The following is a 14906-nucleotide window of genomic DNA, read 5'->3' on the forward strand; positions in this document are numbered from 1 at the left end:
GCTCGGCACCGAACGCAGGGGCTGGCCATTGCCGATGCCGCCGTTCTCGACGGTGGGCTGGCGAGGCGCGGGCACCGTACTCGGCCCGCGGATCACCGGATTGGCGGGCTGCGTGCCCTGCATGCTGTTGGGATTGGCCCGGTGAATCGGGCTGTTGTAGGGGTTGCTGCTGTTGCCGGTCGGACTTTGCGCCAGCAACAGGGCATCGGCGTGAACCAGCCCGCCACTGAGGGCGAGCGATGCGATGCCAAGCAGAAAACGGTTCATGGACGGCCTCTCTCGATGCACTTGGAATAGAGCCTTCGAGTCCACGCTACGCCGAGGGTTCGGATTTGTTAACCCGTCATCGCTAAACAAGGTGTAACACCGTTTGACCAGTTGCCCGTCGGCTGACAACGGAAACTTTCACGCATGCCGACGGGTCACCCGAACATCACGCGGAGAACGGCACCATGGCTCGGGCAATCTGGAAAGGCGCAATCAGTTTCGGTCTGGTGCACATCCCCGTGGCGCTGGTCTCGGCGACTTCGTCCCAGGGCGTGGACTTCGACTGGCTGGACAGCCGCAGCATGGACCCGGTCGGCTATAAACGGGTCAACAAGGTCACCGGAAAGGAAGTCACCAAGGAGCACATCGTCAAAGGCGTGCAGTTCGAAAAAGGCCGATATGTGGTGCTCAGCGAGGAGGAAATCCGTTCGGCCCACCCGGTGTCGACCCAGACCATCGACATCTTTGCCTTCGTTGACAGTGAACAGATTCCGCTGCAAAACATCGACACGCCCTACTACCTGGCCCCGGACAAACGCGGCGGCAAGGTTTACGCATTGCTGCGCGAAACCCTGAGCAAAACCAAAAAAGTCGCCCTCGCCCGTGTGGTTTTACACACGCGTCAGTACTTGGCGGCGCTGATGCCGCTGGAGTCGGCACTGGTGTTGGTGAAACTGCGCTGGCCGCAGGAAGTGCGCAGCCTCGATGAACTGGCGCTGGGCAGCGAAGTGACCAAGCCGCAACTGGCGAAAGCCGAGTTAGATATGGCCAAACGGCTTGTTGAAGACATGAGCGCTGACTGGAAGCCAGAAGATTACACCGACGAATTCGAAGACAAGATCATGGCCCTGGTGGACAAGAAGGCCCATGAAGGCAAAATCGAGGACGTTGAGACCGTTGACGGCGAAGAAGAACGCAAGTCGGCGGATGTGATCGACTTGACCGAATTGCTCAAACGCAGTCTTGGCGGGAAATCACCGGCCAAACCGGCGAAGAAGGCCGCGAGCAAGGCCACCCCGGCGAAAAAGGCCAAAAAAGCGTCGTGAAAATGAAATCGGGCGACTGTCTTTCAACAGTCGCCCGATTTATCAGATCAGTTTTCAGATCAGAATGAAGATTGCCAGCAGGCCACCGAAGATCGCCCATTTTTCCAGATAATAGCGCGCGCGATTGCGCTTTTTCAGCTCCTTGCCGCGCAGGCGGATCTTGTAGATTTTGGTAAACAAACGGTTGATACCGCCGGTGCGGTCGCCCGCGTCGTTCGGAGCGCCCGCCGCCGACATCACGGTACGGCTGAACCAGCCGTTGAACGCGGCTGCCCAGCGGTACTTCATCGGGCGCTCGACGTCGCAGAACAGGATGATGCGGTTCTTGTCGGTGGTGTTTTCCGCGTAGTGAATGTAGGTCTCGTCGAACATCACCGCTTCGCCGTCGCGCCAGTGATAGTTCTCGCCATCGACGTTGATGTAGCAACCAGCATCGTTCGGCGTTTCCAGACCCAGGTGATAACGGTAGGAACCGGCGTACGGGTCACGGTGACGCACCAGTTTCGAGCCCGGTGGCAGTTCGGCGAACATCGCCGCCTTGATCGAACCGATGCTCTGCACCAGTTCAGTGGTGCGCGGGCACAGTTGCAGCGCCGACGGGTGGCTGTCGCCGTACCATTTCAGATAAAAGCGTTTCCAGCCGGTCTTGAAGAACGAGTTGAAACCGACGTCGTCGTACTGGTCCGAGCGCTTGATCGCACCGGCACGCAGCAGATTCTGACCTTCCTCGCGGATTTCTTCCCAATGGGCCTGCAACGGGCTCAGATCGGGAAAGTCCTTCGGATCAAGGTAGGGTTTGTTCGGTTTCTTCGAAAACAGATAAAGGAAGCAGTTGATCGGCGCAAGAAACGTCGAGTGATCGCTCAACTGACGGCCCAGTTTGTGACGCACACGGCCACGCAGGTGAACGTATGCAATGGAAATGACATAAATAGCAGCAATGATGAGTTTCACGGAAATCGTCACACGTCAAAAGTGAACAAACTGCGCGCCTTTCTGGCTGTGGCCATAGGTCTGTAGCAGTGGTCTGGATACAAAACAGCGTCTCGGTGGCACATCCTTGAGCCCATGCCGGGCAAGGGCATTGGGTGAATGGATGGCATTTTAGCCACAGTTTGTAACCAATAGTGAACCTTCATCTGTGAAAAACTGTCCCGCGATTGCGCCAATCAGCTCCCAGACCTCCTGAGCCTCCAGGATTGGAATGCCAGGCAGCGTTTGCAAGAAGCTTCCAGGCCGTATCTTTGGCTCAGAAATCCCCGCTATCGTCCTACCTTCGCCCTTCCAGAATCTCCGCTTTTAAACAGGTGGTTACCTCTGCCTGGGCAATTCCAGCTTGAGAAACACACGGCATAGAACGCTTCTATGGCGAACGTATAGAGTGTTCCTCAGCGCCAGCGTGCCCCCCCTCGCAAGCTCAATCGGAGCTTACGACACGGTTTAGATGACATAAGGCCATTCGTGGAATAGGATGTCGCGCTTTTGTATCCAGCTACGTACAAATGATCAGGAAAGGATCCTAGATGGGACTCATTAGAATATTTCTCGCGCTATCCGTTATGCTCACGCACATCGGAGCGGTCACTTGGTTCCCTCTAGCTCCTGCCGGATTTGCCGTCCAGTGCTTCTATTTGTTGTCTGGTTTTTACATTGCAATCGGTCTGAATGAGCGCTACACGAAACCCAGCATGAATACTGAGTTTTACATGGGGCGGGTTTTGAGACTCTGGCCAGTGTATCTGTTTTCAATTCTTATCCTGATTCCTACAGGAATGATAGAGAGTGTCGCGCACACAATATCCCAGCAACCGTTATTGATTCAGATAGTTGCAGTATTCTCGAACATATTCATGCTCGGCTCGGACCTTCTCCTGCACGTTAGTTCCGTAGATGGCAATATCGTATTTTCCGAATACGGTATAGATAAAAATCATAATGGTGCGCAGAACATCATTAACCTGCCCGCCTGGACGCTATCGATTGAGATTTTGTTTTACCTTGTTGCGCCTTTTATCTTGCGAAGCCAGAAAAAAACACTTGCTTTTTTCATCATGGCAATCATATACGCACTGGCCGCAAAAATATTCACTGCAACAACTTCCACTCCGCTGCGGACCGATCTTTACTACCCAGGTCCGGCCCTCTATTTCTCGCTGGGAGCCGGCGCGTACTGGCTGCATAAATTATATGCAGGTGACCTCAAGAAAATGGCGATGCTGTACGCCCTCGTATTGGTACTTGTAGCGAGCTGTACAATGCACAGGACCCAAGAGGCATTCACACTTGTTGCCTTGGCTGCGTTATCGCCCATCTTATTTCTTAAAACCAAGAACAGCAAAATTGATAAGTGGTTTGGAGACCTTTCCTACCCCCTGTATATCACGCATATCCCTGTGACGATTATTGTTCGCTGGCTCGGACTTTTTGAAGCAAACACATACACTTATGTTGCGTCGATAATCGTTGGTACACTAGTGGCGGTTTATGCCATCGAATTGCCCGTGGAGCGCTTCAGAAAGCGAGCCATGTCACGAAGAAAAACGCAATCCCAGATCGCCACTTCATAAGAGCGTCCTGATCTCTGTGCTCCAGAGCCTGATTTAGGCTGCGTTACCAACCTTGGGTGCAATCACCCCGTGTCGCCAACACGAGCAATCACTCGTCGTTGGCGGAGCTCGACTATTTGACCGCGCAAAAACTGTTCTTTTTGAACTCGACAGCAAGTACCTGCGTCGGTTGCATCGATGCAGGTACTTGGATTTGCCCGTTGGCGTCAAGCATTAAGAAATTCAGATGGGTATGGGCCTGAACAATGATTATTGAAGGACACGGATCGGCCATGGCTGGTCCGACAAAGGAAACAAACACAAAAAGCTCAACGTTCCGCCCGGAAATTGACGGCCTGAGGGCATTGGCAGTTATAGCCGTACTGTGCAGCCATTGGATAATCGGGTTTACTTTCCCGGTCAACTGGGGGCTCGCCGGGGTGTATTTGTTTTTTGTGATCAGCGGCTATGTCATTACGCGCGGACTGCTAAAGGAGCAAGCGCGAAATAGTGGCAGAATAAGCTTGAAGCGTTTTTTCAAAAATCGGGCACTGCGCATATGGCCCGCCTACTTCCTGATCATCGTGCTCCTTTATTTCATATGGCCGGGTTTCAAGCAGGAAGATGTCGCGTGGCACGCATTGTTTCTTTCAAACTTTCTTTTCAGCTCGCCCGGGGCGACACTATTCCCAATACACTTCTGGTCTCTTTCAATTGAACAGCAATATTATCTTTTTTGGCCTCTGCTCTTAGTATTCATGAGATCAAGACTTTGGATGATTTGCTTGCTAATGATTATCTTGTCACCTGTAGCCAGGTGGTATTACGCTGATATACAGATTCCTTTAGCGGCAATTTTTTCGTTACCAGCAAATCTTGACTGCCTGGCTGCCGGCTCACTACTTGCAATACTCGAAACGAAGATGCCAGCATCGGCATTGAAAAAAGTGACCGGATTAACAGGTGCTTTATCTGCAATGCTTCTTCTCGTCATCCTCTACCTGAGCAGCCAAACCATCGCATTCGCCGAAACCATTTTTCTGGCAACATCATTTGCCGGACTTTCCGTCTGGATGATTTCATGGTTGAACGAGCGCAATGCAAAGAAATTCCTGTTGACCACACCTGTCATTCAATACATTGGCCAGATCAGCTATGGCATCTATCTCTATCACCTGATGGTGGGGTTCTGCATGGCGAATTACCTGCCACAACTGAGCCATCCTTTTTTACATCCACTGCTGTCCGCGATCACCACCGTAGCAATCGCAGCGCTCAGCTGGCGATTTGTTGAAAAGCCGTTCCTCCTGCTAAAGGCTCCAAGCTGACCCAGCGCCTTGCAAGAAAGCCTCCCGGATCGCTCACCTGAGAGGCTTGCCTATCCATCAGCAACAAAGCATGCGCGCCGTACTACTGCTGTCATAGTTATGCGACAATATGCGCAATGTCCAACATGAACCCGCATTCATCGCTCAGCAGCTTGGCCACCGCGTCCAATTGTTGCTGGCGACGCATGCCCGTTGACTTAACTCAAGCTCAGACTGGGGGGGAGCTGGAAAGGCTCCAGAATGGTATCTCGTCGGTATCAGGCAAAAAAACCAGCTCTAACCCATTGATAGGTAAGGTAATTGATCTCCACAGCTAACATCACCATGCAGTTCGGCGCAAAGCCGCTGTTCGAAAACGTTTCGGTGAAATTCAACAACGGCAACCGTTATGGCCTGATCGGCGCCAACGGTTGCGGCAAGTCGACGTTCATGAAAATCCTCGGTGGCGACCTGGAGCCGTCTGCCGGCCAGGTGATGCTCGAGCCGAACGTGCGCCTCGGTAAACTGCGTCAGGATCAGTTCGCCTACGAAGAATTCACCGTGATCGACACCGTGATCATGGGTCACGAAGAGCTGTGGAAGGTCAAGGCCGAGCGCGATCGCATCTATTCGCTGCCGGAAATGAGCGAAGAAGACGGTATGGCCGTGGCCGAGCTGGAAACCGAGTTCGCCGAGATGGACGGCTACACCGCCGAATCCCGCGCCGGTGAACTGCTGCTGGGCCTGGGCATTCCGCTGGAACAGCATTTCGGCCCGATGACCGAAGTCGCGCCGGGCTGGAAACTGCGTGTCCTGCTGGCTCAGGCACTGTTCTCCGATCCGGAAGTGCTGTTGCTCGACGAACCGACCAACCACCTGGACATCAACACCATTCGCTGGCTGGAAACGATTTTGACGGCGCGTAACAGCACCATGATCATCATTTCCCACGACCGTCACTTCCTGAACAGCGTCTGCACCCACATGGCCGACCTGGACTACGGCGAGCTGCGTCTGTTCCCGGGCAACTACGACGAATACATGACCGCGGCGACCCAGTCCCGCGAGCAATTGCTGTCGGACAACGCCAAGAAGAAAGCCCAGATTGCCGAACTGCAGACGTTCGTCAGCCGCTTCTCGGCCAACGCCTCGAAAGCCAAGCAGGCGACTTCCCGTGCCAAGCAGATCGACAAGATCCAGCTGGCTGAGGTCAAGCCATCGAGCCGCGTGAGCCCGTTCATCCGTTTCGAACAGACCAAGAAATTGCACCGCCAGGCCGTGACCATCGAGCAGATGTCCAAGGGTTTCGACGGCAAGACCCTGTTCAAGAACTTCAGCTTCACCGTTGAAGCCGGCGAACGCGTGGCGATCATCGGCCCGAACGGTATCGGCAAGACCACCCTGCTGCGCACCCTGATGGGTGAGCTGACCCCGGACGCAGGTTCGGTGAAGTGGACCGAAAGCGCGGAGCTGGGCTACTACGCTCAAGACCACGCCCACGACTTCGAAGACGATGTGAGCCTGTTCGACTGGATGGGTCAGTGGACCCAGGGCGAGCAGATGATCCGTGGCACCCTCGGTCGCATGCTGTTCTCCAACGATGAGATCCTGAAATCGGTGAAGGTCATTTCCGGTGGTGAGCAAGGTCGCATGCTGTTCGGCAAGCTGATCCTGCAAAAGCCGAACGTACTGGTGATGGACGAACCGACCAACCACCTGGACATGGAATCGATCGAGGCGCTGAACCTGGCGCTGGAAAACTACCCGGGCACGCTGATTTTCGTCAGCCACGACCGTGAGTTCGTATCGTCCCTGGCCACGCGCATCATCGAGCTGAGTCCGAACGGCGTGACCGACTTCAGCGGTACCTACGACGATTACCTGCGCAGCCAGGGCGTCGTGTTCTGATAGCGGCCTCGCGTCGAAAGCCCCGCCCCATGGCGGGGCTTTTTATTGCGTCCGGGAAAGATAGTTAGCCTGCTTTCTTTTATTTCACCGCCAAGCCATGATGCGGACTCTCCCACCGCCGCCCGCGAACGAGCCCTCATGTCTGCGCAGCAACAGCCACCGCAAAGCTCCATGGCGATCACCCTGCAGATCGTCTCCATCGTTTTCTACACCTTTATCGCCTTCCTCTGCATCGGTCTGCCGATAGCGGTGCTGCCCGGCTATGTGCACGAACAACTGGGCTTCAGTGCCGTCGTTGCGGGTCTGGTGATCGGGTCACAATACCTGGCCACCCTGCTCAGCCGTCCCATGGCCGGGCGCATGTCGGATACCGTCGGCACCAAACGCGCCATCGTTTACGGCTTGCTGGGAATCGTCCTCAGCGGTGTGCTGACATTCATATCGACCCTGCTTCAGGACTTCCCGCTGCCAAGCCTGATCATTCTGATCGCCGGGCGTTTGCTGCTCGGGATCGCGCAAGGTTTGATCGGTGTCGGCACCATCAGCTGGTGCATGGGCCAGGTCGGCGCCGAACATACTGCCCGATCCATCGGCTGGAACGGCATCGCTTCTTACGGCGCCATCGCTATCGGCGCACCACTGGGCGTGCTGATGGTGGCCGATTACGGTTTTACCAGCCTCGGCATTGCGCTGTCGGTATTGGCCGCCGGCGCTCTGCTGCTGATTCGCAACAAGCCTTCCGTGCCGGTAGTGCGCGGTGAGCGTCTGCCGTTCTGGGCGGTGTTCGGGCGAATTGCTCCATTTGGCGCCAGTTTGAGCCTGGCCTCGATCGGTTACGGCACCCTGACCACGTTCATCACCCTTTATTACCTCAATCGCGGCTGGACCGGCGCGGCCTACTGCCTGACGGTGTTCGGCGTGTGCTTCATCCTGTCGCGGCTGTTGTTCATTTCCGCCATCGCCCGATTCGGCGGCTTTGCTTCGGCCATCGCCTGCATGAGCATCGAAACCGTCGGGCTGTTGTTGCTGTGGCTCGCACCATCCACCGGTTACGCACTGATCGGTGCAGGGCTGGCAGGGTTCGGGCTGTCGCTGGTGTACCCGGCGCTGGGGGTTGAAGCCATCAAGCAGGTGCCCAACTCCAGCCGTGGTGCCGGGTTGAGTGCTTACGCAGTGTTTTTCGATCTGGCACTCGCGATTGCCGGGCCGTTGATGGGCGCGGTGGCGTTGAATCTGGGCTATTCGTGGATTTTCCTCGGCGCAGCGCTGTTGTCCGTGACCGGACTGGCGCTGACCTTGTGGCTCAAGCGTCGGGCGATGGCCTGACGCTTACTGATCCGCCGTCTGCATCCCTGCCCGGGAAGGCTTGCCCAGCGCATGGGAGAAGAACCGCCCGGCTTCAGAAATCAGGTTGCGATGGATGTCTTCGCGATCCACCCCGTCAGCATCGGTGCACAGCGCCGGCATCGCACGGATCTGTTCTTCATTGCACGGAGCCATAAACACGAAGTGCCCTGCCCCGGCCAGCAACTTGAAGTCCGGCGCGGTCGGCAGTTTGCGCGCCAGGGCGGCGGCGTTCTTGTCAAAGGCCACCAGTTTGTCGCCATCGCCGCTGTACAGCAGCACCGGCACATGTACGTCGGCCAGGGTGTGCCGGCCGAATTTCAGACTCAGCGGCGCCATTAACAGCAAGGCGTGGACTCTCGGGTCGGCCACCGGTTGCAGGTCATCGCGATCGACGATCAGTTCGCCCTGGGTGTTGCAGGCATCGCGGTCGTCCGGACGTTCCTGGCAGTAGCGGCGCAGACGATCCAGGTCAGGCTGAGCGCCTGAAAGAATCAACGCGGTCTCGCCCCCTGCTGAATAACCAATGACACCGACCTGATCGGCGTTCACGAACGGCGCAAGCATGCGGTCGCCAAGCGTGGCGGTAATGGCTTCGGAAATCTGGATCGGGCGCCCATAGAGGTTGCTCAAGGTGCCGAGGCGGCTGTGGTCCCTGGAGTTGTCGCCGGGATGAATCACTGCCACCACCACAAAGCCCTTGCGAGCCAGCGATGTGGCGAGGTCGTGCAGGGCCAGCGGCGTGCCGGTGTTGCCGTGGGACAGCATCAGCATCGGAAAGCGGCCGAGGGCGATTTTGGTGTCTTCACCGGCTTCGACCGAATAGCCCTCGAGCAGGCTCATGTGCTCGCGGTCGCTGGAGGGATAGAACGCGATGGCACGCATCGGTTGCAGGTCGAGCGGATCGAGGAACGTCATCTCGTGATAACCGACGCTCCAGCGTGGGTGCTGGCCGGGGGCTGCGTGCACTGAATTCAGGCTGCCGAGCAGGCAAATCAGTAACGTTGCACAAAGACGCATCATGGGATGCCCCACCCTGTTGTTACTCAATCGAAAGATCCGTTGTGTTCGACGCCCGAAACTCCGTGGTTCGGTGATCCGGCGCGGCGTTGCACTCAGACGTTGATCGTAAGACTGCATAACCCGGGCCAGATTATGTAACAGTCGGACACAAAAAACTCCGTATCTGGCCCTTGCAGAACCAGAATACAGAGTTTTTTGGGTGTTGCCTGAACGAGAGCTGTTCTTTACGAAAGCCTTACGCTGCGGCGAACAGTTGCTCGCTGATGCGGGCGTGGGCCGCGCTCATGGCGTTGTTGCGAACTTCCTCACCGTAGGCCAGGCCTTCGGCACGGACGATTTCGATATCGGTGATGCCAAGGAAGCCGAAGACCAGTTTCAGGTAGTCTTCGTGAGCTACGCCCGAAGCCTGACCGGCGTGGATGCCGCCCGAAGTCGATACGATGATCACCTTCTTGCCACCGCACAGGCCTTCAGGGCCGGCTTCGGTGTAGCGGAAAGTCTGGCCGGCGACGGCGATGCGGTCGATCCAGGCCTTGAGCTGGGTTGGCACGGTGAAGTTGTACATCGGCGCGGCAACGACAATGGCGTCAGCAGCGATGAATTCGGCCAGGGTGTTGGCGCTCAGCTCGGCTTCGTGCTGTTGTGCGGCGTTGCGCAGTTCAGCGGTGGTGCCGGCGGCCACCAGAGTGGTCGACGAGAAGTGGCTGATGGCGTCGGCGGCCAGGTCGCGGTAGGTCACGACAGCGCTTGGCTCGGCGGCTTGCCAGGCTTTGACGACTTCGGTGCTCAGCTGACGGGAAGCGGAGTTGTCGCCCAGAATGCTCGAATCGATGTGCAGCAGTTTCATAGTGGAATCTCCTGGAAAGAATCGCCGGTGGCGACGGAATGGAGACAATCCTACCTACGAAACCAATAGCTGATTAGACGGCAACAATGCGATAGTTTGTCCCACTGATAGAACAGTCGGAATTCCCCATGCAAGACCTCAACGATCTCTACTATTTCGCCAAAGTGGTCGAGGCCGGCGGATTCGCCGCTGCCGGTCGCTTGCTGGGCATTCCCAAGTCACGCCTTTCGCGGCGGATTGCAGAGCTGGAAGAACGCCTCGGTGCGCGCTTGCTGCAACGCACTACCCGTCAGTTGAAGCTGACCGCAGTCGGCGAACGCTATTTGCGCCACTGCCAGGCGATGCTGCTGGAAGCGGAAATGGCCGACGAGACGGTGGCCAGCATGTCCAGCGAACCCCGTGGCCGCCTGCGGGTGTCGAGCCCCACCGGGCTGGCCCATGAAATGCTGCCGGTGGTAATCAGCAACTTCCTCGGCAAATACCCGCAGGTGCAACTGGAAGTCACCTTGATCAATCGCCGGGTCGATCTGATCACCGAAGGCATCGACGTCGCCCTGCGGGTGCGCGAACACGGCGACGAAGAACCGATGCTGGTGACCCGTCGCTTGCGTCAGGCGCAGATGGTGGTGGTCGCGAGCCCTTCCTTTATACAGGGGGTGGAAATCAATCATCCGCAGGACTTGAAAACCCTGCCGGTGCTCGGCGCGCTGGAAGCCGATCGCATGGTGCATGTGCGCCTGCTGGATCAGCACGGCAAGAGTTGCGATCTGGCGCTGGAAGCACGGCTGGGCATCGACGACTTCATTGTGCGCAAGGCGTGTGTGCTGGCCGGCCAGGGTTTCACCCTGTTGCCGATGATGTATTGCGAAGCGGAGCTGAACAACGGCACGCTGGTGCAGTTACTGCCGGACTGGTCATTGCCCGGCGGCTGGCTGCAAGCGGTGTATCCGCATCGGCGTGGAGTGATGCCGGCGGTGCGCGCCTGGATCGATCATCTGGTCGAATCGTTCAATGCCTGTGGAGAGCGGCTCTTATGAAACAAGGAAAGATGAGCGAGAAGGATGTCGCGGATTTCTGCCTGACATTACCCGGCGCCCGGGAAGACTACAAATGGGGCGGTGTGCGGGTGTTCTCGATTGCCGGCAACAAGATGTTCGCCTTGCAGGGGCTGCGCGGTGAGTCGCTGGCGTTCAAGGTCGACAAGGATCTGTTTCTCGGCCATTGCGACCGGCCGGGCATTCACCCGGCGCCATACCTGGCGCGGGCGCAGTGGATCATCATGCACCCGCCCTACCCCTTGGGCGCCGAGGAACTGCAAGGATTGCTGCAACGCTCTCATCAACTGGTGGTGAGCAAATTGCCGAAGAAAACCCGGGTGGGTTTGCTGCTGTAATCCCTACCCCAGCGCCAACAGGTTCGAACCGAGGAACAGCTGGTCGATCCAGAACACCTGGTGCAGTGCAACGATCACCCAGAACAGAATCTGAAACGACACCTTGCGCGTCTTGTGCCGGAAGACTTGCTGGGCGATCAACGCGCCCGGCCAGCCGCCCGCCAGTTCCACGGCGTGCAGGACGTTTTCCGGCGTGCGCCAGGCGTCGGCGCGGGCCTTGCGCTTGTCGGCCCAGTACAGGAAGAACGCCAGCACGCTGACAATCCCGTAGGCCATCAACGGCACCAATGAGATTCCGCGCAGCCACATCGACAGGGAGCCGAACAGCGGCAACGCGCAGACGATCAGCAACACCACCAGCTTCAACTTCAGATGCTGAATGTTGCCACCGGACGGGCCGCGATCCGGGCGGCGTGCGCGGGAGTCACTCATGCCTTGGCCGCCGCCCAGTCCACCCAGCCGAACTGCCAGGTTGCCAGAATCAGCAGGCCGAACACGATCCGGTACCAGGCGAATGCCGCGTAACTGTGGCTGGCGATGAACTTCAGCAAACCGCGCACGGCGATCATGGCGAAGACGAATGCGGTGACAAAACCGATGGCAAACACCGGGAAGTCCGCGGGCACGAACAGCGCGCGGTACTTGTAGCCCGAATACACTGCCGCACCGACCATGGTCGGCATCGCCAGGAAAAACGAGAATTCGGTGGCAGTCTTGCGCGACAGACCGAACAACAGGCCGCCAATGATCGTCGAGCCGGAGCGCGAGGTGCCCGGGATCATCGCCAGACATTGGGCGAAGCCAACCTTCAGCGCATCCTTCCAGGTGATCTCGTCCACGGTCTCGGCGTGCACTTCATGCTGCCTGCGCTCGGCCCACAACATGATGAAACCGCCCACCACCAGCGCCGTCGCCACGGTGATCGGGTTGAACAGGTATTTGTGAATCAGATCGGCAAAGATCACGCCCAGCACCACGGCGGGCAGGAAGGCGATCAGCAGGTTGGCGGTAAAGCGCCGGGAACTCGGCTGGGTCGGCAAGCCGATGACCACGTCGAGAATCTTGCGGCGAAACTCCCAGACCACCGCGAGAATCGCGCCGAGTTGAATGATGATGTTGAACGCCATGGCGCGTTCGCCGCCGAAATTCAGCAGGTCGGCGACGATGATCTGGTGTCCGGTACTGGAAATGGGCAAAAACTCCGTCAGCCCTTCTACAACTCCAAGAATCAGTGCCTGCAAGGCGGTCCAAAGGTCCATCAATCCCCCAAAGAGCGATGCGTTCAGGCATGCCCCGATAGTATTTTTTTACGTTCACTGCGATCAGCGTAGCGGTTTGTTGCTGTACCGATTCCGCGTGCCAAGGATCCACATGAAACGGTCAAAATTCCGTGAAATGGCAACTTGGGTTCAGGTTTTCACCCACGGGGCCGAAATCCTAACAGACAAGCCGTAATCGCGCTGTCGCGCTCTACGACTTGGGTCGCGTATGCCCGGCCATAGAAACGTGGTTGGATGCTTGCGGTGATTTATTACAAGAAAAAGAAACCGGAGTGACAGCGTTATGAACAGCTTGCGCAGTGTGTCGATCAGCCGACGCTTGTGGCTCATCTTGATTGTGGCGGTGGTCATGCTGCTGACCCTGGGCCTGTTGATGCTCAAGCAGATCCACGATGACCTGTATCACGCCAAGGCCCAGAAAACCCAGCATGTGGTGCAGACCGCCAGTGGTTTGCTGACCTACTACCAGGGCCTGGAAGCGGCCGGAACCCTGACCCGCGACGCCGCCCAGAAACAGGCACTGACCGCGATTCGCGGCCTGCGCTACGACCAGAACGATTACTTCTGGATCAACGACCTCACGCCCGTGATGGTCATGCACCCGACCAATCCCAAGCTCGAAGGCCAGAACCTCTCGGCGATCCGCGACCCGGACGGTTTTGCGGTGTTCAACGAAATGGTTGCCATCGCCAAGGCCAAGGGCGCCGGCATGGTCGATTACCGTTGGCCGAAACCCGGTGCCAGCGAGCCAGTGGCCAAGACCTCCTACGTGAAACTGTTCGAGCCGTGGGGCTGGGTGCTGGGTTCAGGCGTGTACATCGACGATGTGCAGGCCGAATTTCAGGGCCAGGTGATCAAGGCGTCCGTCGTAGGCCTGGTCATCGCACTGATCATGGGCGTGCTGGTGATTCTGATTGCCCGCAGCATCGTCCGCCCCTTGCAGGAAACCGTGAACGCCATGGCCAACATTGCCAGCGGCGAAAGTGATTTGACCCGCAGCCTCGATACCCATGGCCAGGACGAAGTCACGCAACTGGCCCATCACTTCAATGCCTTCACCGCCAAACTGCGCCGGGTGATCGGTGATTTGCAGGTGTCGGCCAGCGCGCTGGGCCAGTCCTCCACTGAACTGGGCAATGACGCGAGTCAGGCCCAACAGCGCAGTCAGCAACAATCACAGCAAATGGAGCTCGTGGCGACGGCCATCAACGAAGTCACCTACGGCGTGCAGGATGTGGCGAAGAACGCCGAGCATGCTGCTAACGAGATGCGCGATGCCGAAGCCCAGGCGCAGCAAGGCCAGATCAACATCGACGGCAGCCTGCAACAGATCGACAAGTTGTCAGGCACCATCGATCAGGCCGTCGAAGTGATTCGTACGCTGGCAACCGAAAGCACGCAGATTGGCAGTGTTCTGGAAGTGATCCGTTCGATTGCCGAGCAGACCAACCTGCTGGCACTCAACGCCGCCATCGAAGCCGCCCGGGCCGGCGAACAGGGCCGTGGTTTTGCCGTGGTGGCCGATGAAGTTCGTTTGCTGGCGCAACGCACGCAGAAATCCACGGCGGAAATCCAGTCGATGATCGAGCGCCTGCAAAATCATTCCGAAGCGGCGGTGAAAGTGATCGGCGACAGCAGCAAGGCGTCGCAACTGACTATCGAGCAGGCCGGACTGGCCGGTGCGAGCCTCAATGCCATCGGCCAGGCGCTGCGCAACCTCAACGGCCTGAACGCCTCGATCGCCAGTGCGACCCTGCAACAGGCGCATGTGGTCGAGGACATCAACCAGAACGTCACCCAGGCTGCCGGCCTGTCGCACAGCACCGCATTGGCTGCCGAGCAATCGAGCGCCGCCAGCGTGCGACTCGGCCAGTTGAGCGAGCAACTGAACGGATTGCTGCGCCAGTTCCGCGTCTGATCCCGGTCACCGGTGGGAGCTCATTCC

General features: G+C 57.7%; 14 protein-coding genes. 8 read left to right on the forward strand and 6 right to left on the reverse strand.

Translation table 11 applies throughout. From position 1 onward, the window contains the following. On the reverse strand, nucleotides 1-267 hold a 267-nt coding region (locus tag DXT77_RS00280; protein ID WP_119426155.1), incomplete at its 3' end, for a hypothetical protein. 185 nt (nucleotides 268-452) lie between these two features. Between DXT77_RS00280 and DXT77_RS00285 the strand changes: the two genes are divergently transcribed. Then, on the forward strand, nucleotides 453-1313 hold the full coding sequence (locus DXT77_RS00285; RefSeq protein WP_119426156.1) for a Ku protein: 861 nt from the start codon (nucleotides 453-455) through the stop codon (nucleotides 1311-1313). A gap of 54 nt (nucleotides 1314-1367) precedes the next feature. Here the strand turns inward: DXT77_RS00285 and lpxO are convergent, their stop codons facing one another. Beyond that, on the reverse strand, nucleotides 1368-2267 hold the full coding sequence (lpxO, locus tag DXT77_RS00290; RefSeq protein ID WP_085708729.1) for a lipid A hydroxylase LpxO: 900 nt from the start codon (nucleotides 2265-2267) through the stop codon (nucleotides 1368-1370). A 569-nt stretch (nucleotides 2268-2836) separates the two neighbouring features. On the opposite strand from lpxO, the gene DXT77_RS00295 reads away from it, so the two are divergent. The 4 genes from DXT77_RS00295 to DXT77_RS00310 all read left to right on the forward strand — a co-directional run bounded on the left by DXT77_RS00295 (nucleotide 2837) and on the right by DXT77_RS00310 (nucleotide 8400). Next, nucleotides 2837-3880 (forward strand): acyltransferase, encoded by a 1044-nt coding sequence (locus DXT77_RS00295; RefSeq protein ID WP_119426157.1) that lies wholly within the window; start codon nucleotides 2837-2839, stop codon nucleotides 3878-3880. 272 nt (nucleotides 3881-4152) lie between these two features. Beyond that, complete coding sequence (locus DXT77_RS00300; protein WP_158593082.1) at nucleotides 4153-5187, forward strand: acyltransferase; 1035 nt, start codon at nucleotides 4153-4155, stop codon at nucleotides 5185-5187. Nucleotides 5188-5487: 300 nt separating this feature from the next. After that, nucleotides 5488-7074 carry an ABC-F family ATPase gene (locus DXT77_RS00305; RefSeq protein WP_119426159.1) on the forward strand — a complete coding sequence of 529 codons (1587 nt, stop codon included), beginning with the start codon at nucleotides 5488-5490 and terminating at the stop codon, nucleotides 7072-7074. Between the two features lie 138 nt (nucleotides 7075-7212). Then, on the forward strand, nucleotides 7213-8400 hold the full coding sequence (locus tag DXT77_RS00310; RefSeq protein WP_119426160.1) for an MFS transporter: 1188 nt from the start codon (nucleotides 7213-7215) through the stop codon (nucleotides 8398-8400). Between the two features lie 3 nt (nucleotides 8401-8403). Here DXT77_RS00310 and DXT77_RS00315 read toward each other — a convergent pair whose 3' ends face one another. Both DXT77_RS00315 and DXT77_RS00320 read right to left on the reverse strand, forming a co-directional pair. Then, nucleotides 8404-9441, reverse strand: coding sequence for a dienelactone hydrolase (locus DXT77_RS00315; protein WP_114882809.1), 1038 nt, complete (start codon nucleotides 9439-9441; stop codon nucleotides 8404-8406). A 235-nt stretch (nucleotides 9442-9676) separates the two neighbouring features. Beyond that, nucleotides 9677-10288: an FMN-dependent NADH-azoreductase gene (locus DXT77_RS00320; RefSeq protein WP_085708152.1), complete on the reverse strand. Its 612-nt coding sequence runs from the start codon at nucleotides 10286-10288 to the stop codon at nucleotides 9677-9679. Between the two features lie 128 nt (nucleotides 10289-10416). On the opposite strand from DXT77_RS00320, the gene DXT77_RS00325 reads away from it, so the two are divergent. Both DXT77_RS00325 and DXT77_RS00330 read left to right on the forward strand, forming a co-directional pair. Then, on the forward strand, nucleotides 10417-11325 hold the full coding sequence (locus tag DXT77_RS00325) for a LysR substrate-binding domain-containing protein (protein WP_119426161.1): 909 nt from the start codon (nucleotides 10417-10419) through the stop codon (nucleotides 11323-11325). Then, nucleotides 11322-11681 (forward strand): MmcQ/YjbR family DNA-binding protein, encoded by a 360-nt coding sequence (locus DXT77_RS00330; protein ID WP_119426162.1) that lies wholly within the window; start codon nucleotides 11322-11324, stop codon nucleotides 11679-11681. The genes DXT77_RS00325 and DXT77_RS00330 overlap by 4 nt, the downstream gene beginning before the upstream one ends. 3 nt (nucleotides 11682-11684) lie before the next feature. On the opposite strand, the gene DXT77_RS00335 is transcribed toward DXT77_RS00330, so the two are convergent. Together DXT77_RS00335 and DXT77_RS00340 are read right to left on the reverse strand one after the other, a co-directional pair. Then, a complete protein-coding gene (locus tag DXT77_RS00335) occupies nucleotides 11685-12113 on the reverse strand; it encodes a DUF1294 domain-containing protein (protein ID WP_119426163.1) in 429 nt (142 codons plus the stop codon). Then, a complete protein-coding gene (locus tag DXT77_RS00340) occupies nucleotides 12110-12940 on the reverse strand; it encodes an undecaprenyl-diphosphate phosphatase (protein ID WP_119426164.1) in 831 nt (276 codons plus the stop codon). The genes DXT77_RS00335 and DXT77_RS00340 overlap by 4 nt, the downstream gene beginning before the upstream one ends. Before the next feature lie 304 nt (nucleotides 12941-13244). Here DXT77_RS00340 and DXT77_RS00345 point away from each other — a divergent pair, with 304 nt between their 5' ends. Beyond that, nucleotides 13245-14879, forward strand: a complete 1635-nt coding sequence (locus DXT77_RS00345; RefSeq protein ID WP_119426165.1) for a methyl-accepting chemotaxis protein — start codon at nucleotides 13245-13247, stop codon at nucleotides 14877-14879. Nucleotides 14880-14906: the final 27 nt, after the last annotated feature.

Source organism: Pseudomonas sp. 91RF (assembly GCF_003576265.1).
Classification (GTDB): Bacteria; Pseudomonadota; Gammaproteobacteria; order Pseudomonadales; family Pseudomonadaceae; genus Aquipseudomonas; species Aquipseudomonas kribbensis.